Here is a 22,229-nt window from a genome sequence, read left to right on the forward strand (position 1 = left end):
GATACCCCGCGGTCGCGGCTAGTCTGGATCCGTGCCAGGGAGCAAACGCGTCGCCGCCGTCGTGGTGACCTACAACCGTCTCGAGCTGCTGCAGCGACTGCTGGAGCGGCTCGACGGCGTCGACGGCCTCGACGAGGTGATCGTCATCGACAACGCCTCCACCGACGGTACGTCGCAGTGGCTGGCCGAGCTCGACGGAGCCGACGCGGCCTCGACGGACTCGAGCCCACGCCGCGCGGTCCCGGTGGTCGCCCGCACCCTGGAGCGCAACAGCGGCGGCGCCGGCGGCTTCCACGACGGCCTGGAGACGGCGATCGAGCGCGGCGCCGACCTGGTCTGGCTGATGGACGACGACGGCCTGCCCGACCCAGACTGCCTGGCCCTGCTGCTCAAGCAGACCGACCTCGACTTCTGGGGGCCGCTCGTCGTCGACGAGGGTGACCCCGGCCGCCTCGTCTTCCCGATCCGGCTCCCCGGCCGCTCCAAGGTCGTCCACCAGTTGCGCGACGTGGAGGAGGCCGCCACCGACGGGCTGATCAAGGACATCGTGATCCCGTTCAACGGCGTGCTGGTCACCCGCGACCTCGTGGAGCGGATCGGCTATCCCCGGGCGGAGTACTTCATCTGGGGCGACGACCACGAATACCGCCTGCGCGCCGAGAAGGCCGGCGCCCGGATCGCGACCGTCGTCGGCGCTCAGGTGCGCCACCCGGCCGTGGGTGACCTCGGCACCCCGATGGCGTGGGGGAGGGCGACGTACAACCACACGCCGAGCGACCTGAAGCACTACTGCATGGCACGCAACAACCTGCTCAACCTGCGCGACTACCGAGGGTGGCCCTTCGCTTTGGCTTTCGTGGCGAAGACTCTATGGTTCTACCTGCTCACCAAGCCGCAGCCGAAGCGGATCCGGCTCTCTGCGCAGGCATGGTGGGCGGCTGTCCGGGGGGACTTCACTGGACACGAGAGGTTCCTTCGTTGAGCACCACCCGTGAGACGGTCGCGATCGTCGTCGTCACCTACAACCGCGCCGACATGCTGCGCGGGCTGCTCGACGGGCTCACCAAGCTCGACCAGCCCGCCGATGCGGTGATCGTGGTCAACAACGCCTCCACCGACCACACCGCGCAGGTGCTGGCCGAGGCGATCACGCCAAACCTGCAGATCATCGACAGCCCGGAGAACCTCGGCGGCGCCGGTGGCTTCCACCTCGGCACCAAGGCCGCCGTCGAGCAGGGCTGGGACCGGCTCTACCTGATCGACGACGACGTCGTCCCGGCCCACGACTGCCTCGAGGTGCTGCTCGCCCAGGACGAGGACTGCCTCTTCTCGGTGCGCGAGGACCGCAACGGTGACCTGATCGAGCTGGCCGCGCTGAAGTTCGACCTGCGCAACCCGCTCGCGATCAAGCCGAAGACCGCCTCGGTCATGGACACCTACCCGACCCGTGACGCACTCCCGGAGCGGGTCCCGGTGGAGAACGTCGCCTTCGAGGGCTTCATGATCCGCCGCACCGTCCTGGAGGAGATCGGCCTGCCCGACCCCTCCTACTTCATCTTCTACGACGACGTGGACCTCGCGATCCGCGCCCGTCGCTCCGGCCGCACCATCTGGGCCGTACGCGACGCGGTGCTCGTGCGGCAGCTCGACTTCAGCCAGCAGCACGACCTGGCCGGCTGGAAGGGCTTCTACATGTACCGCAACTTCTTCGTCGTCCACCTGCGCTACGGCGAGAACGTCCTCGTACGTCTCAAGCCCTGGCTCATCACCGCGGCTGTGGTCCTCCTCAGCCCGCTTCGCGGCGGCAAGCACGAGGCCGTCAACGTGATCAAGGCCCTGCGCGCTGCGCGCGGCATGCGATCCCTGCCCAAGTCCGGCACCGTCCCACCCGCCTGACCGAACTCCCGTCCGACCCTCAACCCACAGAGACCTAGACTGAGCGATCGTGTCCTTCCCTGAAACCACTCCTGACCTCGTCGTCGTCGGCTCCGGCCTCTTCGGCCTGACCATCGCCGAGCGTGCGGCCGCCGAGCTGGACAAGAAGGTGCTCATCATCGAGCGCCGCTCCCACATCGGTGGCAACGCCTACTCCGAGTTCGACGAGGAGACCGGCATCGAGGTGCACAAGTACGGCACCCACCTGTTCCACACCTCGAACGAGAAGGTGTGGAACTACGTGCGCAGGTTCACCGACTTCACCGACTACAAGCACAAGGTGTTCGGTCGCTACAAGGGGCAGGTCTACTCCCTGCCGATGAACCTCGCGCTGATCAACTCGTTCTTCGGGAAGTCGCACACCCCCGACGAGGCCCGCGCGCTGATCGCGGAGCAGGCTGCCGAGTTCAACACCGAGGACGCCACCAACCTGGAGGAGAAGGCGATCTCGCTGATCGGCCGTCCCCTCTACGAGGCCTTCATCAAGGGCTACACCGCCAAGCAGTGGGAGAAGGACCCGACCGAGCTCTCGCCGGACATCATCACCCGGCTCCCGGTCCGCTACACCTTCGACAACCGCTACTTCAACGACAAGTACGAGGGTCTGCCGGTCGACGGCTACACCGCGTGGTTGAAGCGGATGGCCGACCACCCCAACATCGAGGTCATGCTCGACACCGACTTCTTCTCGGTCATCGACGACTTCAAGGGCAAGGTCCCGATCGTCTACACCGGCCCGGTCGACGAGTACTTCGGCTTCTCCGCCGGCAAGCTCTCCTGGCGCACCGTCGACCTGGAGTCCGAGACGCTGGACGTCGACGACTACCAGGGCACCGGCGTGATCAACGCCAACGACCTCGAGGTCCCGTTCACCCGCGAGCTCGAGTTCAAGCACCTCCACCCCGAGCGTGCCGACCGCTACAAGCCCGGCAAGACGATCGTGGTGCGGGAGTACAGCCGCTTCGCCCAGGAGGGCGACGAGCCCTACTACCCGATCAACACCGCCGACAACCGCGAGAAGATCCTGGTCTACCGGGACCTGGCCAAGAAGGAGCCGATGGTGCTCTTCGGCGGCCGCCTCGGCACCTACAAGTACCTGGACATGCACATGGCGATCGCGTCCGCGCTCACCATGTTCGAGAACAAGCTCCGTCCTCACTTCGAGGACGGCACCCCGCTCACCTCCGGAGGCGTTGACGAATGAGCGTGACCCGACTGCTCCAGCGGCAGATCCTGCCCCTGGACCGTGACTCCGACGTACTCCCGCTCTACGTCGACAACCAGGCCGCCATCCTCGACGCCGACAAGTACGAGGTCGGCTCGGACAAGACGGCCCAGGCGCTCAACAACGCGCAGATCCGTCAGTCGATCAACGACGGCACCCAGATCCACCCCGACCAGATCGAGTCGCGCACCGCGCTGCGGATCCAGAAGAGCGAGCGGCTCTCGCTCGGCACCTACTTCAACGCGTTCCCGGCCAGCTACTGGCGCCGGCACACCGTGGTCGACTCGGTGAAGCTGACCGTCTCCCTCACCGGCCGCGGCGCGAGCGTCATCGTCTACAAGTCGATGGCCAACGGCCGCTCCCAGCGCGTCGACGCCGCAGACACCGGCACCGACCCCGAGGGCACCTTCACCTTCGACCTGCCGCTGAAGCCGTTCGTCGACGGCGGCTGGTACTGGTACGACGTGGTCGCCTCCGACGAGGACGCCGTGATCACCTCGGCCGAGTGGACCGCGGAGGTTCCCGACGACCGTGCCCAGCACGGCACCGTCGACGTCTGCGTCACCACCATGAACAAGCCCGACTTCTGCGCCAAGCTGCTCGCGCAGATGGGCGAGGACGAGGCGCTGCGCCCCTACCTCGACACCGTCTTCGTGATGGAGCAGGGCACCAAGAAGGTCGTCGACGACGTCGAGTTCCCCGCGGCCGAGAAGGCCCTGGGCGACCTGCTCCACATCATCGAGCAGGGCAACCTCGGTGGCTCCGGCGGCTACGCCCGCGGTCAGCTCGAGTCGCTGCGCAAGGGCACCGCGACGTACGCCCTGATGATGGACGACGACGTCGTCTGCGAGCCCGAGGGCATCATCCGCGCGGTCACCTTCGGTGACCTCGCCAAGCGGCCCACCATCGTCGGCGGCCACATGTTCTCGCTCTACGCGAAGTCGCGCCTGCACTCCTACGGCGAGATCGTCCAGCCGTGGCGGTTCTGGTGGCAGTCGGCTCCCGGCGTCCACGGCGACTGGGACTTCGGCGCCCGCAACCTGCGCTCGACCCGCTGGCTGCACAAGCGCGTCGACGTGGACTTCAACGGCTGGTTCATGTGCCTGATCCCGCGCAAGGTGATCGAGGAGATCGGGCTCTCGCTGCCCGTCTTCATCAAGTGGGACGACTCCGAGTACGGCCTGCGCGCCAAGGCCGCCGGTTTCCCGACGGTCTCGTTCCCGGGCGCGGCAGTGTGGCACGTCCCGTGGACCGACAAGAACGACGCCCTCGACTGGCAGTCCTACTTCCACCAGCGCAACCGCTTCGTCGCCGCGCTGCTGCACTCGATCTATGACGACGGCGGCCGGATGGTCACCGAGTCGTTCTCCCACCAGATCAAGCACCTGGTCTCGATGCAGTACTCCACCGTGATGCTGCGCCACCAGGCGCTGCTCGACGTGCTCGCCGGTCCCGAGAAGCTCCACGAGACCCTCGCGACCCAGCTGCCGGCCGTGCGCGAGATGGTCAAGGAGTACCCGGACGCGCAGCTCAAGGCCGACCGTGACGAGTTCCCGCCCGTACGCCGCCACAAGCCGCCGCGCAAGGGCAAGGAGGACACCGAGGTCCCGACCAGCCGCGAGGTGAAGCTGGCCGCGCTCAAGGCGCCGATCCGTCAGCTCCTCAAGCCGCGCGAGCTCTCCAAGGAGTTCCCCGAGGCCGAGCTCGCCGCGATGGACAACCAGTGGTACCGGATCACCAAGTACGACAGCGCCATCGTGTCGATGAACGACCAGCAGGGTGCTGCCTTCTACCGCCGGGACAAGAAGCTCTTCAACCAGATGTTGAAGGACACCATCAAGATCCACCGTCAGCTCAAGCGTCGCTGGCCCAAGCTCGCCGAGGAGTACCGCTCCAAGCTGAGCGACTTCACCTCGCCCGAGGCGTGGGAGAAGACCTTCGAGCCGTGGAGGGAGTCCGATGGCAACCGGAGTTGATGAGCGGCCCGTTCGGATCGTCGACGCCCCGCTGGCGCCGCCGGCCGAGAACCTCGGGCTGCTCTCGGTCTTCAAGCGCCGCTACCTCCTCAAGCTGCTCGTGCAGCGGGAGATCAGCGGTCGCTACTCCAACTCGATCCTGGGCGTCTTCTGGTCCTACATCAACCCGCTGACGCAGTTCTGCGTCTACTGGCTGTTCATGGGCAAGATCATGGGCGCCGACAAGGGGATGGACAACTACCCGGTCCACCTCTTCGCCGGGCTCGTCGTCGTCCACTTCTTCACCGAGACCTTCGGCGCGGGGACCCGCTCCCTGCTCGGCAACAAGGGCCTGCTGAAGAAGATGGCGATGCCGAAGGAGATGTTCCCGGTCGCCTCGATGCTGGTCTCGCTCTATCACCTGGTGCCGGCGACCCTGATCCTGGTGGTCGTCTGTCTGCTGAGCGGCTGGACCCCGACGTGGGAGACCGTCCCGTCGTTCCTGCTCGCGCTCGGCATCGTGATGGCGCTCGGCACGGCCCTGTCGCTGGTCTTCAGCCTGGCCAACGTCTTCTTCCGTGACTTCGGCAGCGCGGTCAACATCCTGACCAACTACGTCCGCTTCGGCGTGCCGATGATGTACCCGTTCTCGATGATCGAGCTGGCCCTCGGCGACAAGTCCTGGATCTACCTGCTCAACCCGATCTCGGACGCCGTGCTCCTCTTCCAGCAGGCGTTCTGGGTCGGGGTGACGAAGAACCCCGAGCAGACCGCGGCCGAGCACCTGCCCGAGCACCTGTGGCTCTTCGGCCTGGGCGCGTTCGGTGCCTCCCTGGTGCTGCTGGTGATCGCGCAGTTGGTCTTCAGCAAGCACGAGAACAAGATCCCGGAGCGACTGACATGACCCTTCGACAGGCTCAGGGCGGCGCCAGTGACTCGATCGTGGTGGACGGGGTCACCAAGAACTTCACGCTCCGCTACCACCGCAGCATCAAGGACATCACCGTCGCCAAGATGAAGGGGCGGGCGGTCTCCAACACCTTCAAGGCGCTCGACGACGTCACCTTCACGATCAAGCAGGGCGAGTCGGTGGGTCTGATGGGCCTCAACGGCTCGGGCAAGTCCACCCTGCTGAAGCTGATCAGCGGCGTGATGCGTCCCGACGAGGGCACCGTGAAGACCCGCGGCCAGATCGCCGGCCTGATCGCGACCGGTGCGGGCTTCCACCCGCAGCTGTCCGGACGGGAGAACATCTTCCTCAACGCCGCGATCTACGGGCTCTCGGCCGAGGAGACCGCCGCGATCTACGACGACGTGGTGAGGTTCGCCGAGCTCGGCGACCACCTCAACTCCCCGGTCGGCAACTACTCCTCGGGGCAGTACTCCCGCCTCGGGTTCTCGGTCGCCGTCCACATCGACTCCGACATCTTCCTGGCCGACGAGGTGCTCGCCGTCGGTGACAAGCCCTTCAAGAAGAAGTGCATGGAGAAGATGGAGGAGATCCGCGACAGCGGCCGCACCGTGGTCTACGTCAGCCACGCCGCCGGCTCGGTGAAGCGGATGTGCGACCGGGTGATCTGCCTGGAGAAGGGCCGACTGGTCTTCGACGGCGACGTCGACGAGGGCATCGAGTTCCTCCACTACGGTGAGGACGACGGCAAGGGGTCGGCCGCGCAGAAGAGGCTCGACGCGGCCGACAGCGCGCTCGGCGCCGAGGTCTGAGCCCGTGGCACTGCGACGGAGTCGCAGGGCCGCAACGCGAAGAGATCGAGCGAGCCCTTCGACAAGCTCAGGAGGGCCCGCAGCCGGGTGAGCCTGCGAACCCGCGAAGCGGGTCGAGATCTACACCTGCGGAGCCCGCGGGGAATTACAGATCTGTAGTTCTCCGCGGGCTCTTCCCAACCTGTGTTGCTGATGTGAAAGATGTTCCCTGGTGTTACGGAACCAGGGGGATCCAGACATGTCGCAGGCCGAACACGACGAGACGGGCGATGTCAGACGCGCCCGCACGCGCTACGTCGCGTCGACCCAGCAGCTGCTCGTGCTCGGCTTCGTGCTGGCCGCGCTGGTGCCGGCGAGCACCGTCGTCGACCTGAGGGTGGTCCGGCCGGGGGAGGCCCCGGTCTCCGGGAGCCAGGTGGCGGTGCCCTCGGCGGCCCAGGTGCCGACCGACGCCGTCGACGCCCGGCTCGAGGAGGTCTCGCTGACCGCGCCCGCCGGCCGGCTCACCGCGGAGGCGAAGCGGGCCGGATCCGCGAGCGACACGGTGACCGTCACCAGCCTGCCGCAGCCGGTGGACGGTTTCGGCACCGTCGGGCTCACCTGGGCGCCCGGAGCGGCCGTCGACGAGGATGCGGTCGAGGCCGACGTACGCACGCTGGTGGACGGCACGTGGAGCGACTGGCAGGCGCTGGACGTCCACCTCGACGACCACGCCCCCGACGACGGCTCGGCGGAGGCCGACGGATCACGCCCCGGCACGATGGAGGCCGTCGTCGGCGAGGTCGACGAGGTGCAGACGCGGCTGCGTCTCGATGGCGCTCAGGTGCCCGCCGACCTCAAGCTCGCGGTGATCACGCCCGGCGACCCGAAGGCGACGCGCAGCGAGTCGCCCGAGATCGACCCCGGCGCCGAGGACGCGCCTGAGGTGCCTGCGCCCGCCCCGGGCACCAGCGGGGCGGGCGCTGGAGAGGCGGCGACGCTGTCGGCTGCTGCGTACACGCCCAAGCCGACCATCTACAGCCGTCGGCAGTGGGGCGCCGACGAGGGGGTCCGGGAGTCGGGGCCGCCCGACTACCACGTGGTCCGGGGCGGGTTCGTCCACCACACCGTCAACACCAACTCCTACACCAAGGCGCAGGTGCCGGGGATCATCCGGAGCATCTACACCTACCACGTCAAGAGCCGCGGCTGGCGCGACCTCGGCTACAACTTCCTGATCGACAAGTTCGGCCGCATCTGGGAGGGCCGCTACGGCGGCGTCACCCGTCCCGTCGTCGGCGCCCACACCTCGGGCTACAACAGCTACGGCTTCGGCGCCTCGGCGATCGGCAACTTCGACAAGGCCTCGCCCCCGGCGGCCCTGGTCAACGCCTTCGGCACCCTCTTCGCGTGGAAGCTGTCGCTGCACGGGGTGCGCGGCAACAAGGGCTCCACCAAGATCGGTGACCGCACCTTCTCGCACGCGATCATGGGTCACCGCGACACCAAGTCCACCGCCTGCCCCGGTCGCTACCTCTACGCCAAGATGAGCACGATCCGCTCCCAGGCGGGCTCCAAGCAGGCCGGCTGGTCCGGTCGTGAGCTGCAGTCGCAGATCAGCGGCCGGGGTTATCCCGACCTGGTCGCGCGCCGGGCCTCCGACGGACGGATCTTCGTGCTCCGCACCGACGGCACCTCCAAGTTCGGCACCCCGCGGGCGACCAACCTGATCGGCGGCAGCTCGGCCACCCTGATGAACGCCGGTGACTGGGACCGCGACGGCGACGGCGACATCCTGATCCGCCACCGCGACGGCACCATCCGGGTCAACCGGGGCAACGGCACGGAGACGTTCGCGAGCGGTGTGATCATCGGCCGCAACTTCCAGTCGGTCTCCGTCATCGACGTGGTCGGCGACATCACCGGCGACGGCTGGCCCGACCTTGTCGGCAAGCATCCCAACGGCGAGATCCGAGTCTGGCCGGGGAAGGGCACCAAGGCGCTGGGAGCCTCCTATCGGTTCCGCAGCGGGGTGGGCGGGGCGAACCAGGTGATCGGCGCCGGCCGGTTCTACAACGACGACGGCTCGCCCGAGGTGATCTTCAAACGCTCCGACCAGCTGCTCATCTTCCGCACCAACGGCCCCGGCGGGCTGACCACCTTCTCCGACCCCGGCATCGACACCAGCGCCTTCGACTTCATCCTCGCCACCAAGGACCTGCGCGGTGCCTCCACCGGCGGCGACCTGCTGCTGCGCCGTAAGTCCGACGGTATGTGGTTCGCCTACGAGCACAACCAGGGCGGTGGCTGGGACCGCAAGGTCAAGATGGGCGTCGTGAGGGGTTACGACCAGATCGGCTAGCTCCTACGCCACCTCAGCCGTGGCCGCGGCCAGGAGCGCCTGCTCCTCCTCGTCGCTGAGCCCTGCGCCGTGGGGTCCGGGCTCCGGCCTCGCCTCCTCCCAGGCGAGCACGTCGCGCAGCGTCTCCGCCAGCGGACGCGGGGCGAGGCCGTTGGCAGCGATCCGGGCGCCCTGATGGGCGGCGAACCCCCGCCAGTCGGGGTCGGCGATCCAGCCGGGGAGCGACTTCGGCCCCATCCACTCGGCCACACCCTGCTCGAGCAGCCAGGCGTCGGTCACCGGCACCGTGGGCCCCTCGTGCCCGGCGACCTCTCGCGCCACCTTCAGGTAGTCGGGAAGGCTCATCCGGTTGGCGACCGCGTCGTAGACCCCGGTCGCGTGCTCGCCGGCCGCGGCTCCGACGATCCAGGCAGCCAGGTCGCGTACGTCGATCAGCGAGGTCTGGATCTCCGAGGCGGGCACGAGCACCGAGCCTGAGTCGTCGGCCGGGTGCGCGAAGCGCCAGGGCCAGTAGCCCGAGCGGCCGCTCTCGTCGCCGGGACCGCCGATCAGGCCGGCGCGGGCGATGACCGCGCGGTCTCCGAGGACGTCGAGCACAGCCTGCTCGCAGGCCACCTTCGCGGGCCCGTAGTCGTCGGACGACTCCATCGCGTCGGCCTCGAGCGGGTCCAGGGTCGGTGCGGTCTCGTCGTCGTCGAGACGAGCGTGCGAGCGGTAGACGTTGCCGGTCGAGACCAGCACCCACCGGTCGGTGGTGCCGGCCAGGGCCTCGGTCGCGTCCCTGGCGTGGCCGGGCTGCCGGGTCAGGTCGATCACACCGTCCCACCGCTGCTCCGCCACCTGGTCGTAGGCACCGGGCTTGTCGCGGTCGGCCCGGACGAAGCCGGCGCCGTCGGGGACTGCCCCCGACGCGCTCCGGGCCAGGCAGGTCACCTCGTGGCCGAGCTCCAGTGCGGTCGCCGTGATCGTGCGGCCCAGCCAGGCCGTCCCTCCGAGAACGAGTATCTGCATGGGCACAGTCCATGCTGGATGGCGCGTCCGCGCAACCCTGTTGTTCTACCTGTCCGACCAGTCCGTCGGGCCGTCATGCCGCGAAGGTGCGCCGGTAGACCGTGGGCGTCAGACCGGTGTGTTGGGCGAGGCGCTCTCGGAGGTTGGCGGCGGTGCCGAGACCGGACCGGTGCGCGACCTGGTCGACGGACAGGTCCGTTCGCTCGAGGAGCCGGCGGGCGTGCTCGACCCGCACCGCGGTGGGTGCAGACGACTCGCTGCGTCCAAACCTGAGCGTCGGCGCGCGAATCCGGCGATTTCGGTCGACATTGCACTGGAATGCGTCGGTTTGGTTTTGTTGATTTGCTGAATTGATGGACAGCGCGCGCTGAATGTGATTAATCTGCTTATCAGCGAGTTTGCAACAGGGGGAGAATGCAACGCGCTTTCTCTGCCGGTGGCCGTCTCGCATTTCTAGGGATTCTCGGGCACTAGGAAAGGAGATTCAGAATGATCGAGCCAGGCATTCTCGAACAGCTCGTCCAGGCGTTGATCGACCTGCTCAACAGCCTGTAGGCCGCCGATCACCCCTCGTGGCACCGCGGGCCGCGCCTGCGGCCATGCCGCGGCCTCGGACGGCACAGTCCGCTCGTGGTCGTGAGCCTGCCGCACCTGTGGTGTCCGGGGAACCGCCTCGACGTCAGTCCCGAATGATGAATTCGGGGCTGACGTCGATTTCATTTTTCGGTGAATCCGGAGGATGCCGAAGATATCCGTGCGCCGAATTCGCCGCGCTCGCACCATGACGACTTCGGCACGTCAGGGCTGCTGATTCGGAAACTGTGTTGCACGCTCGCTGGAGGAAAGAGCAGCGAGGCGCTCCTCGCTCGCGTTCGTGACCAGGACCAGCGAACCGCCACCGGCGAGCAGAGCGGCCAGCAGGGTGGCGCCGTCCGGAGAGGCCGACGGAGCCGTGGAGAGCAGCCGCTCGGCCCGGCCCCCGCCGCCGAGGAGGTCTCCGTGGCTGGTCTCGTTCCCGGCCCACGAGGTCGCCACGTCGTCGTCGGTCGGCGGGTCCCACGGGGTGAAGGCGTCGGGCTGCCCCCAGACCTCGATGCCGACGTCGTGCACGCCCTGGGGGAGCGGGTCGGCGAAGCGTACGCCGAAGGGGAGGAGCGAGCAGGCCAGCGTCGGCCGCTTGCCGGCGCCCTCCGCCCAGGCCGAGAGGGTGTCGGGGCCGCAGACGACCGCGTCGGGGCTGTCGGTGTCGGTCACGACGAGACCGGTGTTCCAGGCGGCGCCGAGGAACACCGGAGCCAGCCAGTGGGTCGGCAGGTCGATGCGGATGCTGTCCCCGCGCTCGAGCCCGTGCTCGTCGACGAGCAGCCCGGAGGCCTTGGCCACCCAGTTCGCGTACGTCGTGGTCGAGAGCTCCTGCCGCTCCCCGCTCGCCTCGTCGTAGAAGGTCACGAACGGCCCGCCCGGGTCGGTCCGCAGGGCTCGGGCGAGGGTCTCGGGAAAGCTGGTCACGCAGAAACTCTAAGGTGTGCGGCATGACATTCTGGGCGGTGATCCCCGCTGGCGGTGCCGGCACCCGGCTGTGGCCGCTCTCGCGGTCCTCGGAGCCGAAGTTCCTGCGCGACCTCACCGGCCACGGACGTACGCTCCTGCAGGAGACCTACGACCGTCTTCAGCCCGTCTCCGACGGCATCATGGTGGTGACCGGGTCCGTTCACGAGCGGGCGGTGTGCGACCAGCTGCCCGAGCTGCCGCACGAGGCGATCCTGGCCGAGCCGAGCGGCCGCGACTCGATGGCTGCGATCGGCCTGGCCGCGGCCTTCCTCGAACGACGCGACCCGGACGCGGTGATGGGCTCCTTCGCCGCCGACCACGTCATCCGCCACGTCGACACCTTCCACCGCACCGTACGCAGCGCCGCGGCCGTCGCCGCCGACGGCTGGTTGGTGACGATCGGGATCTCCCCGACCTTCGCCTCGACCGCCTTCGGCTACATCGCCGAGGGTGAGCGGCTGGCCGGTCACGAGGGTGCCTACCTGGTCGACGAGTTCGTCGAGAAGCCGTCGGCCGAGGTGGCCGCCGGCTACCTCGAGACCGGCCGCTACCGCTGGAACGCCGGGATGTTCGTCGTCCGGCCCACCGTCCTTCTCGACCTGCTCGCCGAGTCGGACCCCGGCTTCGCCGAGCGGCTGCGGGCGATCGCGGCCGAGCCGGCGCGGCTGGAGGAGCTGTGGGAGACGCTGCCGAAGATCGCCCTCGACCACGCGGTCGCCGAGCCGGCCGCGGCCGCGGGCAAGGTCGCCACCGTGCCCGCCGACCTCGGCTGGGACGACATCGGTGACTTCGGCTCGCTCGCGACCCTGCTGCAGGCCGCGGCCACCGCCTCGCCCGAGGGCCCGACGATCCTCGGCGAGGAGTCCCTCGTCCACGCCCTCGACTCCACCGGCCTGGTCGTACCCCACTCCGGCCGCACCATCGCCCTCATCGGCCTCGAGGACATCGTCGTCGTCGACACCGAAGACGCCGTCCTGGTCACCACCCGCGCGCAGGCCCAGCAGGTCAAGAAGATCGTCGCCGCGCTCAAGGACTCCGACCGCGACCACCTCACCTGAGGGGCGGTTCGGGTCGGTCCGATCCGGATACTCCAGGGACTTCTGGTCGGTTTACTGGCGAGTAACCGGCCAGAACTCCCTGGAGTATCCCGAAACGCCCGACCCGCGACCACCAACCTCGAGACGAGAACGGCCGCCTCCCCGAAGGGAGGCGGCCGTCGTCAGAGGCTCAGGGGACGATCACATGGCCTGAGGCTCGGGGGTGTCCGTGTAGGGGTACTTCTGCATGAAGTCCTTGATCGCCTCGCCGGAGACGCCCTCGCAGTACTGGAAGACACCCTTCTGGGTGGAGGCCTCGCTCGGGTTGGCCGGGTCGGCGTACCAGTGGGTCAGCGCGATGTGGGTGCCCGAGGGAAACTCGGTCTTCTTGTCGCCGGCGACCGCGGTCTCCTTGGCGTCGGCGGCGGTCCACGGCGCGGCGATGAACTTGTAGCGGAAGTTCGCGGTGCCGGCGAACTTCTCACCGATCACGCGGAGCAGGTTCAGCTCGTCCTCGGAGACGGTCTCGTCGTACCAGACGATCGTGTAGCCGTGCTCGAGGTTGTGCACGAGCGCCTCGAGGTCGGGGCGGTCGCCGGCGCTGTAGAACTTGCGCGACATGTCGGCCGGCGCGACGTTGGCCTCGTTCCAGTGCGGACCGAAGGCCGGGGGAGCAGTGGTGTAGGTCTGCTCGGTGCCGGTGGCGATGTGGTTCTGGTTGCCGTCGGCCTTGGTCTCGATCACCTTCTGGCAACCGGCGGCCTTGGTGCTCTTGCCGATGTCCTGCAGTGCGACGTCGTCGTACTTGCTGGTCTTGAAGAAGTCCGTGATCGGACCCCACGCGGCGGCACCCACGATGACGAGGGCGATGATGACGCAGACACCGACGATCGCCGCACCTCGGGCACGCTCTGCGCGGCCCTGCTTCTTGCGGATGTCGTTGATGACCGCACGGCGGTCTTTGCTGAGCGACTTGTTGGCCACTGTTCGGCGTACCTCGGGTCTTTTGTCGGGACGCGCAGATTCTAGGTGGTCAGGGGTAGCGATAGGGAAGTTGCCCCGGGATTATTCTTCGCGGGCTCGCACCGCCAGCCATGGGCGAAGGCCAGCGCGGCGACCACCGCCGGGTCGGCGTCCTCCACCAGAAGCCCGTCCCCGTGCGGGATCGGGGCCGTGCCGGTGACCTCCTCGACGGCCGCGGAGAGCTCCTCCACGCTCGCCGGCGCACCGAACGGCGTCTGGTCCTCCGGGGCACCCTTGAGGGCACGTACGACGGCCTCCCGGGCTCCGAAGCCGAAGAAGTCCGACCCCTCGGGGCGGATCAGGGCGCTCGCGCCGGGGCCGTCGTCGCCCGGCTCGCGGACGAGGTCTGCGCGGCCGCGCAGGATCGCGAAGGGGCGCGCGCCCAGCTTGCCCTGGGAGATCTCGGCGGCCGAGGCGATCTCGTCGACGACCGCTGGAGCGGTGACGACGAGATCGTTGCCGTAGGCGTCGACCTGCCCGGCGAAGCTCTCCACCACCTCGAGCCCGGCGGCGCCGATGGCGATGTCGGTCTGACCGTCGCGCCAGGCGCGACCGGCCGTGTCGGTGATGATCACGCCGACGTTGGCGCCGGTGCGGTCGCGGAGGGTGGCGCGCAGGGCGCGTGCGGACGCGTCGGGGTCCAGCGGCAGCAGCACGATGTGGCCTGCCTCGACGTTGGAGGCGTCGATCCCGGCCGCGGCCATCGTCAGGCCCAGTCGGCTGCGCACGATCTGCGTGGGTCCACGGCGGGCCACCACCCGGGTCGTCTCGCCGGGCAGGGCGTCGTCGCGTACGCCCTCGCGCACCTGACCCTCGGCCTTGGAGACCACCTTCGAGGTGACCACGACGATGTCGCCGTCGGTCAGCGGCGCCTCGAGCGCGTCGAGGAGCAGAGCGGCGAGGTCGTCACCCTTGCGCACCTCGGGTACGCCGCGGGGAGCGGTGACGGTGATGCCCTCGTTCATCGGGCGACCAGCTCGACCGCGGCGGCGGCGATGTCGGCGGTCGCGTCCTCCGACGACATCCACAGCGGCACCGCGGCCGACTTCAGGCCCGAGTCGGCCAGCGCGGGGACGGCCGCCTCGTCGGCGGTGTCGACCAGCCAGCCGTCGAGGACACCGCCGGATCCGCGGGCGCCGTAGTGGAGACCGACGGCACCGGCGGTCGCGTCGACGCCGATCGCGGCCAGCATCTGCTCCGCCATGCCGCGTACGTGGTGACCACCGATGATCGGCGAGATGCCGACCACCGGGGCGGAGGTGGCGACCAGGCCCTCCCGGATGCCCGGCACGCCGAGGATGGTGCCGATCGAGACGACCGGGTTGGACGGCGGCAGGATCACCAGGTCGGACTTCAGCAGCGCGTCCATCACGCCCGGGCCGGGCTTCGACTCGTCCTGTCCGACGACGACCAGCTTCTCCACGGGCACGCCGGCGCGCAGACGCACCCAGTACTCCTGGAAATGGACGACCGAGAGTCCACTGGGTGAGTCGGCGTCCTTCACCGCCACATGGGTCTCCACGCGGTCGTCGGTCATCGGCAGCAGCTGCACCCGGTCACCCCACACCGGCTTCAGCCAGCGGTCGCACAACGCTGCGGTGACCTGCGACAACGGGAAGCCGGCCTCGAGCATCTGGGTGCGCACCAGGTGGGTGGCGATGTCCCGGTCGCCGAGCCCGAACCAGGTGCCGGGAACGCCGTAGGCCTCGAGCTCGGCCTTGATCGACCAGGTCTCGGCCTTGCGGCCCCAGCCGCGCTCGTGGTCGAATCCGTTGCCAAGGGTGTACATCACCGTGTCGAGGTCGGGGCAGACCTTGACGCCGTGCATCCACAGATCGTCGGCGGTATTGGCGATCACGGTGACCCGGGCATCTTCCCTAATGCCCGGAACACGGCCGGTGGAAATGCCGTGGAGGAGCCCGGAGATGAACTTCGAGCCACCATGGCCGCCGGAGAGAACGGTGATGTCACGCATGGCCCTAGCCTCTCAGACGAGGGCCAGAACCCCTGCTCCAGCCGGTGCGATAAGCCCCTGCGAAAGCGGCCCTAGCAGATTTGAGGGTTGACTTGTGGCACCGACAGGCATGTAATTTCATATGTGTAATTCGAACTGAACCGGGTACCGAAGCGGCATAAACGCCGCCCAGAATTCTCGGGGAGGATTCGAAATGGGGGTTGCATCATGAGGTCGGCCACGAAACCGAGCTGATGGGCGCGACTCCCGCAAGACGGGGGGATCGGTTACCTGCCGATGGCGTGAGGTGACTGGCCCGAATGGGGTCACGGTCCCGATAACAAGCTGAATAGGGTCGAAAGGTCGGAATGACGATGAGAGAGCTGTTTCTCCTCGAGCCGGACACCGACGAAGGGGGCTGGCAGGAGCGCGCCCTGTGCGCGCAGACGGATCCGGAGGCGTTCTTCCCTGAGAAGGGTGGATCGACTCGGGAGGCCAAGAAGGTCTGTCAGACCTGCGAGGTGCGCCAGGACTGCCTCGAGTCTGCTCTGGGCAACGACGAGCGTTTCGGTATCTGGGGTGGACTCTCCGAGCGGGAGCGCCGCAAGCTGAAGAAGCGCGCAGTCTAGATTCGCGAGATCGCGGCTGCGAGTCGAGAACCACTGACAGTCGCCACCTGGCAACGAGCCAGCAAGGCCCGGACCTTCACGGTCCGGGCCTGCTGATCTTTTCGGAGCACCGAAATACCTGGAGGGGCGTACCCGATCGTCCGACAGGTCCATTCGGACTATCACCAGTTGGGCACTAGGGTTGCCGATCGTGCAAGCGTCGGTCGCCCTCGTCCTCGTCTCTCATAACGGCGCCGGCTGGCTTCCGACCGTCATCGACGGGATCAGGAACCAGCAGGCCCCGGTGAGCTTTGCCGTCACGATCGACACCGGCTCGACCGACAGGTCGGTCGAGATCCTGGAGCAGACCTTCGCCCAGGTCGTCGAGATGCCCGCGTCGACGACGTTCGCCGACGCCGCCAACGCGGCGCTCGACATCCTCCACCAGGCCGCGCAGCCGCCCGAGTGGATCTGGTTCCTCCACGACGACTCCACCCCCGACCCCGGCGCGCTGGCCACGCTGCTCGACGCGGCCGAGGAATACCCGGAGGCCGACATCCTCGGCCCCAAGATCCGCGAGTGGCCCTCGCTGCGCCGGATGCTCGAGCTCGGTGTCTCGATCTCGGTCACCGGAAACCGTGAGACCGGTCTGGAGCGTGGCGAGTACGACCAGGGCCAGCACGACGAGGTACGCCGCGTCCTGGCCGTCAACACCGCCGGCATGCTGATCCGCCGCGAGGTCCTCGAATACCTCGGCGGCTTCGACAAGCACCTCCCGGTCCTCGGCACCGACATGGACCTCGGCTGGCGCGCCGCCAACGCGGGCTTCACGACCATCGCCGTCCCGGACGCGGTCGTCTTCCACGTGGAGGCGGCCCACCGCGGCGTACGCAAGACGCAGCTGACCGGCCGCCGGATCCACTATCAGGAGCGGCGTGCGGCGCTCTACACCCTGCTGGTCAACGGCCGGCCGGGGATGCTCCCGCTCACGATGGTCAGGTTCTTCTTCCAGACGCTGTGGCGGATGCTCGGCTTCGTCCTGGTGCGTGACCCCGGAGCCGCGCTCGACGACCTGGCCGCGCTGGGCTGGATCTACGGCCACACCGGTCAGATCATGGCCGCCAAGCGCCGCCGCCGGAAGCAGGCCCACGCCGACAAGGAGGTCGTCAAGTCCCTCCTGCCGCCGCCGTGGCTGCCCTACCGGCACGGCCTCGACTTCGTCTCCGACGTCGCCACCGCGGTCACCCTGCAGGCCTCCGACATCGCCGAGCGCCGCCAGATGGCGCAGGCCGAGGCCGACCCGGCCTCCTTCGCCGCCAAGCGGCAGGCCGAACGGTCCCAGCTGGAGGAGGACGAGATCCCGGCCGAGACCGGGTGGCTGGTGCGGCTGTTCACCAACCCGGTCGCGGTGCTCCTGGTGGTGGTCGGCATCCTCGGCATCGTCGGTGCCCGCGCGGCCCTCGGCGGCGTCGCCGGCAGCGGCCTGGGCCCGACACCGCAGGGTGTCGGCGACTGGTGGCAGCTGCAGTTCGAGTCGTGGCACGCGATCTCGCAGGGCACCGGCGTGCCCGCGCCGCCGCACGTCTTCCCGCTGGCCGTGCTGGCCACCTTCCTCGGCGGCAACCCGAGCCTGGCGGTCAGCGGCGTGATGCTGCTCAGCTTCCCGGTCGCGCTCGGCGGCGCCTGGCGGCTGCTGCGGGTCGCCGGCCGGCTGATCAGTCACCTCGGCGCTCCACGCTGGCTGCTGCTGTGGGGCTCGACGGCGTACGCCCTGGTGCCCTACGTCAGCGGCGCCTTCGGCGACGGCCGGATCGGCGCGGTCGTCGTCGGCGCGCTGCTGCCCTGGCTCGCCCACGCCGCGCTCGGGTTCAGCGACCCGGTCGCCGACCGGCGCTGGCGTGCCGGGTGGCGCACCGGTCTGCTGCTGACCATCATCACCGCTTTCGCGCCGATGGCCTTCCTGGTCGCGGCCGTCTTCGCTGCGGTCGTCTTCATCGTCGTACGCAGGCTGATGCCCGCGGTTCTGAGCGACCGCGACCAGTGGGGCCCGCCCACGGCCGCGGTCGCGACACCGGTCGCCCTGCTGCTCCCGTGGTGGCTGCCCCTGATCTTCTCCGGTGGCTGGGCCGGTCTGCTCCTCGACCCGGGCCGGCTCCCGGCCCCGTCCGCCGGTGGTCTCGACCTGCTCGTCGGCCGGCTGACCGGTCTCGACGGCGTCGGCCTCGGTGCACCGTGGTGGCTCGGTCTGGCGCTGCCGCTGCTGGCGGTGCTCGCGCTGATCCCGAGCCGCACCCGCATCCCGGTCCTGGTCTGCTGGATCGCCGCGGTCGCCACGGCCGTCGTCACCATGCTGCTCTCCTGGATCCCGATCCCGCTCGACGCCGGCATCGCCCGGGTCGGCTGGAGCTTCCCGCTGGTCGCCATCCAGGGCCTCGCGGTGGTCGCGGCGGTGCTGGGTGCCCAGGGCGCCATCCTCGACGGTCTCGCCGGCCTACGGAGGATCCTGGTCGGCGCCGCTGCCGCGGTCGCGGCGGTCGGTGTGGTCGGCAGCCTCGGCTGGTTCGTCTACGCCGGCAGCGGCGACCTCACCGACGACACCCGGGCCCTCGGTCACACCGGGGTGCCCTCCTACATGCTCGACCCGACCTCGACCACGCTCGGCCCCGAGGACGGTGTCCTCGTGCTGCGCGGCTCGGTCGACGAGGGCATCCGCTATGCCGTGCTCCGCAACGACGGGATCACGCTCGGCGAGGACGAGATCGCCCAGGTCGCCGGCGGCTCCGACGAGCTCACCGGAGTCGTACGCCGCCTCGCCGCCGACCCCGACGACGCGGTGATCGGCGATCTGGCCGCCCAGGGCGTCGCCTACATCGTGATGCCCGGGCCTGCCGACTCCTCGGTCGCCGAGGGCATCGACGCCTCCGGCTCGGTGACCCAGGCGAGCACCGTCGAGCGCTCCACCCGCGCCTGGCTGCTCGACGCCGACCCGAGCGACCCGGGCGTGACCGGTTCGCAGTCCATCATCCGCACGATCCTGCTGGTCCTGGCCGGGATGGCGCTGTTCGTCGTCCTGGTCCTGTGCCTGCCGACGCTGATCCAGAGGAGGGAGTCGGCATGAGTCACCCACGTGACCCCTACGACCGCTCGCGCGAGCCGCAGGACGACGACATTTACGGCCAGGAGCCGTGGATGCTCGACCCCTACGCCGACTCCTACGCCGACCCCTACTCCGAACAGCCTGCGGGGCGGCCGGAGCAGGAGCAGTACGACCAGTTCGCGCCCGAGCACCTCCCGGCCGAGCAGTTCACCCCGGAGCAGATCTACGCCCAGGAGCCCTACGTCCCGGGCCCGGAGACCGGCAAGATCGTCGCGCAGACCGGCTACCCCTACGAGGGCGACTACCAGACCGGCGAGCTTCCGCCCGGTGCCTTCCAGACGGGTTTCGAGCCGGACCTCGCGGCCTGGCCGACCCCCGAGGAGATGCGAGCGGGGGAGCCGGAGTCCGAGGCCGAGCTGACCATGGGCGGCCGGGTGGCGGCAGCCGCCGCGGCAGCTGCTGCCGCTGCGCCCCGGCTCCGCCGCGTACGCCGGCAGCGTGGCCGCAAGCTCGACACCACCGCTCTGGTGGCGCTGGGCCTGATCGTCGCGATGGGCGTGGCCCTGCTGCTCATCCGGCCCCACGAGTGGGAGCAGCCCAAGCTCGCCTCCGAGAGCAGCGCGCCGACGGCGTCCACGGTGGTCTGCCCCGGCAAGCCGAAGAACGGCTCCTCCGACGTGGCCGTCACCAATGCCGCCGGCGGCTCCGGCGAGGTCTCCTTGGCCGGTCCCGGTGCAGGCAAGGGCGGACAGGCCGACGTCGGCTCCGGCAAGGTCACCAGCGCCCCGGCCAAGGCCGGGTCGGTCGTGGTCCGCGCCGGCAAGGAGGTCGCCCCCGGCCTGGTCGCCGGCCGCTCGACCACCAAGCCGCTGGCCGCCACCGGCTGCCTGGCCCCGCAGGCGGAGGCCTGGTTCCCCGGCGTCGGCGCCGGCGCCACCCACAACTCGGTGCTCGAGCTCACCAACCCCAACAGCGGTGCGGCCACGGTCGACATCTCGCTCTACGACGACAAGGGCGCCGTGGCGGTCCCCGAGGATCTGCGCGGCGTCGCGATCCCCGGCAACACCACCCGCACCTTCGACCTGCTCCACGTCATCCCGCGCAAGGGCGAGCTGTCCCTGAAGACCACGGTCGTACGCGGCCAGGCCGGGGTGATGGTCCGCGACCGCGCCATCGCGCTCGAGACCTCGAAGTCGTCCGAGGACTACTTCCCGGGCCAGTCGGCGCCGGCCGAGACCAACCTGCTGGTCGGCTACCCGAACAGCTCCGCGAGCCGCACGCTCACCGTGGTCAACCCGGGCGACGCCCAGGTGAGCGCGAAGCTGCGGCTGCTCACCCCGAAGAACGTGCTCACCCCGGAGGGCGCTCCGGAGATCAGCGTGCCGCCCAACGGGCAGACGCAGGTCGACGTGACCAAGCTGCTCGGCAAGGACAGCGCCGACGACGCCTACGGCGTCGAGATCGTCGCCACCGGCCCGGTCAGCACCGCGATGCGCTCGGTCGACGGCGGCGACGTCGCGATCACCACGGCGACCGAGACCATCTCGAAGCCGACCGCAGTGGTCGTCCCGGCCGGTGCCGCGGTCGGCAAGAAGCGCGTCGTGATCTCCGGGCCGGTCGAGAAGACCACGGCCAGCGGCACGGTCAAGGTGGTCCCGGTGACAGCGAAGGGCAAGGCGCTGAAGGCCAAGTCCGCCAAGATCGGACCGGGGCTGGGTGCCGAGATCGAGATCCCGTCCGAGGCCGCGCTGGTCCAGCTCGTCCCCGAGGGTGTCGGGGTCAACGCTGCCGTGGTGATGAGCGGAGACGGCGACGCGGTCGTCCCGTTCCGCCCGCTGCGCTCCGAGGTACGCACCGCCGGGGTCGCTCCAGGGCTCCCGCTGCCGCTGAAGCCCTAGGGCTGGTAGCGCGGGTCGACCTCTTCGGCGTCGATCCCGAGCAGGTCGGCGACCTGCTCGACCACGACCATGAGCACCATCGCCTCCACCTCCGCGCGGGTCTGGCAGCGGTGCTCGATGGGGCGCCGGTAGATCACCAGCCGCGCCGGCTTCGCGCCGGCGCCGCGCTCGAGGGAACCGAGGGGGATGTGGTCCTCGGCGGTCCAGTCGGAGGGGATGTCGGGAGACTCCTCGACGGCGTACTCGATCAGGCCCAGCCGGGACTGCCACCGAGCGTCGATCTCGGTGACGATCGAGAGCGCGATGTCGTCGAAACGCTCCCGGCGGGTGCGCAGGACCGGCACCTTCGGGTCGGTCGGGACGGCGATCGGTCCGCGTCTGCCACGGCCGTGTCGATCCCTGTGCCTGGTCATGTACGCGAGCCTAACTGCGAGGCTGGCCTCAGGGGAGTACGGTTCACCCGTGACTGCTCGTCGTTGTTCGCGTACCGCCTGCCAGCGTCAAGCCGTCTGCACGCTCACCTATGTGTACGCCGACCAGACGGCCGTCCTCGGCCCGCTGGCGACCTATGCCGAGCCGCACGCCTACGACCTGTGCGAGGAGCATGCCGAGCGGCTCTCGGCGCCCCGCGGCTGGGAGGTCGTCAGGCTGGCCCGTGAGCCGGTCGACCCGCAGCCGAAGGGTGATGACCTGCTCGCGCTGGCCGATGCCGTTCGGGAGGCCGCCCGGCCGCCCGCTCCCGCTCCGCGAGGCCCCGTCGCCCATCCCGGACAGGATGACTCTGACGAGCCCGGACCCAGCGACGGTCCGCCCCGTCCCGGTGGCACTCGTCGCGGCCACCTCCGCGTACTGACCTCGGAGTAGGACGACTA

At 69.3% G+C, this 22,229-nt stretch carries 19 protein-coding genes; 12 read left to right on the plus strand and 7 right to left on the minus strand.

Annotated features, from left to right (window positions below; all coding sequences use genetic code 11):
- Window positions 1–31 precede the first annotated feature (31 nt).
- The 7 genes from IEY81_RS19890 to IEY81_RS19920 all read left to right on the plus strand — a co-directional run bounded on the left by IEY81_RS19890 (window position 32) and on the right by IEY81_RS19920 (window position 9,178).
- Window positions 32–982: a glycosyltransferase family 2 protein gene (locus IEY81_RS19890; RefSeq protein ID WP_189120234.1), complete on the plus strand. Its 951-nt coding sequence runs from the start codon at window positions 32–34 to the stop codon at window positions 980–982.
- A complete protein-coding gene (locus IEY81_RS19895) occupies window positions 979–1,896 on the plus strand; it encodes a glycosyltransferase (protein WP_189120235.1) in 918 nt (305 codons plus the stop codon). Before IEY81_RS19890 ends, IEY81_RS19895 begins: the two co-directional genes overlap by 4 nt.
- A gap of 49 nt (window positions 1,897–1,945) precedes the next feature.
- Complete coding sequence (gene glf / locus IEY81_RS19900) at window positions 1,946–3,139, plus strand: UDP-galactopyranose mutase (RefSeq protein WP_189120236.1); 1,194 nt, start codon at window positions 1,946–1,948, stop codon at window positions 3,137–3,139.
- Complete coding sequence (locus tag IEY81_RS19905) at window positions 3,136–5,136, plus strand: glycosyltransferase (RefSeq protein ID WP_189120237.1); 2,001 nt, start codon at window positions 3,136–3,138, stop codon at window positions 5,134–5,136. The genes glf and IEY81_RS19905 overlap by 4 nt, the downstream gene beginning before the upstream one ends.
- The gene (locus tag IEY81_RS19910; RefSeq protein WP_189120238.1) at window positions 5,120–6,019 is read left to right on the plus strand and encodes an ABC transporter permease; all 900 of its coding nucleotides are present in this window, start codon (window positions 5,120–5,122) and stop codon (window positions 6,017–6,019) included. The genes IEY81_RS19905 and IEY81_RS19910 overlap by 17 nt, the downstream gene beginning before the upstream one ends.
- On the plus strand, window positions 6,016–6,837 hold the full coding sequence (locus tag IEY81_RS19915; RefSeq protein WP_189120239.1) for an ABC transporter ATP-binding protein: 822 nt from the start codon (window positions 6,016–6,018) through the stop codon (window positions 6,835–6,837). The genes IEY81_RS19910 and IEY81_RS19915 overlap by 4 nt, the downstream gene beginning before the upstream one ends.
- 238 nt (window positions 6,838–7,075) lie before the next feature.
- The gene (locus tag IEY81_RS19920; protein WP_189120240.1) at window positions 7,076–9,178 is read left to right on the plus strand and encodes an FG-GAP-like repeat-containing protein; all 2,103 of its coding nucleotides are present in this window, start codon (window positions 7,076–7,078) and stop codon (window positions 9,176–9,178) included.
- A gap of 3 nt (window positions 9,179–9,181) precedes the next feature.
- On the opposite strand, the gene IEY81_RS19925 is transcribed toward IEY81_RS19920, so the two are convergent.
- From IEY81_RS19925 to IEY81_RS19935, 3 genes are all read right to left on the minus strand, one after another.
- Complete coding sequence (locus IEY81_RS19925; RefSeq protein ID WP_189120241.1) at window positions 9,182–10,189, minus strand: NAD-dependent epimerase/dehydratase family protein; 1,008 nt, start codon at window positions 10,187–10,189, stop codon at window positions 9,182–9,184.
- A 73-nt stretch (window positions 10,190–10,262) separates the two neighbouring features.
- Window positions 10,263–10,640 carry a helix-turn-helix domain-containing protein gene (locus IEY81_RS19930; protein WP_189120242.1) on the minus strand — a complete coding sequence of 126 codons (378 nt, stop codon included), beginning with the start codon at window positions 10,638–10,640 and terminating at the stop codon, window positions 10,263–10,265.
- Window positions 10,641–10,987: 347 nt separating this feature from the next.
- Window positions 10,988–11,698 (minus strand): TIGR03089 family protein, encoded by a 711-nt coding sequence (locus IEY81_RS19935; RefSeq protein WP_189120243.1) that lies wholly within the window; start codon window positions 11,696–11,698, stop codon window positions 10,988–10,990.
- Between the two features lie 23 nt (window positions 11,699–11,721).
- Between IEY81_RS19935 and IEY81_RS19940 the strand changes: the two genes are divergently transcribed.
- Window positions 11,722–12,798: a mannose-1-phosphate guanylyltransferase gene (locus tag IEY81_RS19940; RefSeq protein ID WP_189120244.1), complete on the plus strand. Its 1,077-nt coding sequence runs from the start codon at window positions 11,722–11,724 to the stop codon at window positions 12,796–12,798.
- 180 nt (window positions 12,799–12,978) lie between these two features.
- Here the strand turns inward: IEY81_RS19940 and IEY81_RS19945 are convergent, their stop codons facing one another.
- The 3 genes from IEY81_RS19945 to cofD are packed head-to-tail and all read right to left on the minus strand — an operon-like array spanning window position 12,979 to window position 15,775.
- Window positions 12,979–13,761: a DUF3105 domain-containing protein gene (locus IEY81_RS19945; RefSeq protein ID WP_189120245.1), complete on the minus strand. Its 783-nt coding sequence runs from the start codon at window positions 13,759–13,761 to the stop codon at window positions 12,979–12,981.
- Window positions 13,762–13,802: 41 nt separating this feature from the next.
- A complete protein-coding gene (locus IEY81_RS19950; protein WP_189120246.1) occupies window positions 13,803–14,765 on the minus strand; it encodes a coenzyme F420-0:L-glutamate ligase in 963 nt (320 codons plus the stop codon).
- Window positions 14,762–15,775 carry a 2-phospho-L-lactate transferase gene (cofD, locus tag IEY81_RS19955; RefSeq protein ID WP_189120247.1) on the minus strand — a complete coding sequence of 338 codons (1,014 nt, stop codon included), beginning with the start codon at window positions 15,773–15,775 and terminating at the stop codon, window positions 14,762–14,764. The genes IEY81_RS19950 and cofD overlap by 4 nt, the downstream gene beginning before the upstream one ends.
- A gap of 353 nt (window positions 15,776–16,128) precedes the next feature.
- On the opposite strand from cofD, the gene IEY81_RS19960 reads away from it, so the two are divergent.
- The 3 genes from IEY81_RS19960 to IEY81_RS19970 all read left to right on the plus strand — a co-directional run bounded on the left by IEY81_RS19960 (window position 16,129) and on the right by IEY81_RS19970 (window position 21,357).
- Complete coding sequence (locus IEY81_RS19960; protein WP_008361238.1) at window positions 16,129–16,383, plus strand: WhiB family transcriptional regulator; 255 nt, start codon at window positions 16,129–16,131, stop codon at window positions 16,381–16,383.
- Window positions 16,384–16,573: 190 nt separating this feature from the next.
- Window positions 16,574–19,480 (plus strand): glycosyltransferase family 2 protein, encoded by a 2,907-nt coding sequence (locus IEY81_RS19965; RefSeq protein ID WP_189120248.1) that lies wholly within the window; start codon window positions 16,574–16,576, stop codon window positions 19,478–19,480.
- Window positions 19,477–21,357, plus strand: a complete 1,881-nt coding sequence (locus IEY81_RS19970; protein ID WP_189120249.1) for a DUF5719 family protein — start codon at window positions 19,477–19,479, stop codon at window positions 21,355–21,357. The genes IEY81_RS19965 and IEY81_RS19970 overlap by 4 nt, the downstream gene beginning before the upstream one ends.
- Here the strand turns inward: IEY81_RS19970 and IEY81_RS19975 are convergent.
- Window positions 21,354–21,770 (minus strand): metallopeptidase family protein, encoded by a 417-nt coding sequence (locus IEY81_RS19975; RefSeq protein ID WP_189120250.1) that lies wholly within the window; start codon window positions 21,768–21,770, stop codon window positions 21,354–21,356. The two genes, IEY81_RS19970 and IEY81_RS19975, sit on opposite strands and share 4 nt — an antisense overlap.
- A gap of 49 nt (window positions 21,771–21,819) precedes the next feature.
- Here IEY81_RS19975 and IEY81_RS19980 point away from each other — a divergent pair, with 49 nt between their 5' ends.
- Window positions 21,820–22,221, plus strand: coding sequence for a DUF3499 domain-containing protein (locus tag IEY81_RS19980; RefSeq protein ID WP_373292244.1), 402 nt, complete (start codon window positions 21,820–21,822; stop codon window positions 22,219–22,221).
- Window positions 22,222–22,229 lie beyond the last annotated feature (8 nt).

Source organism: Nocardioides luteus, assembly GCF_014648595.1.
GTDB lineage: Bacteria > Actinomycetota > Actinomycetes > Propionibacteriales > Nocardioidaceae > Nocardioides > Nocardioides luteus.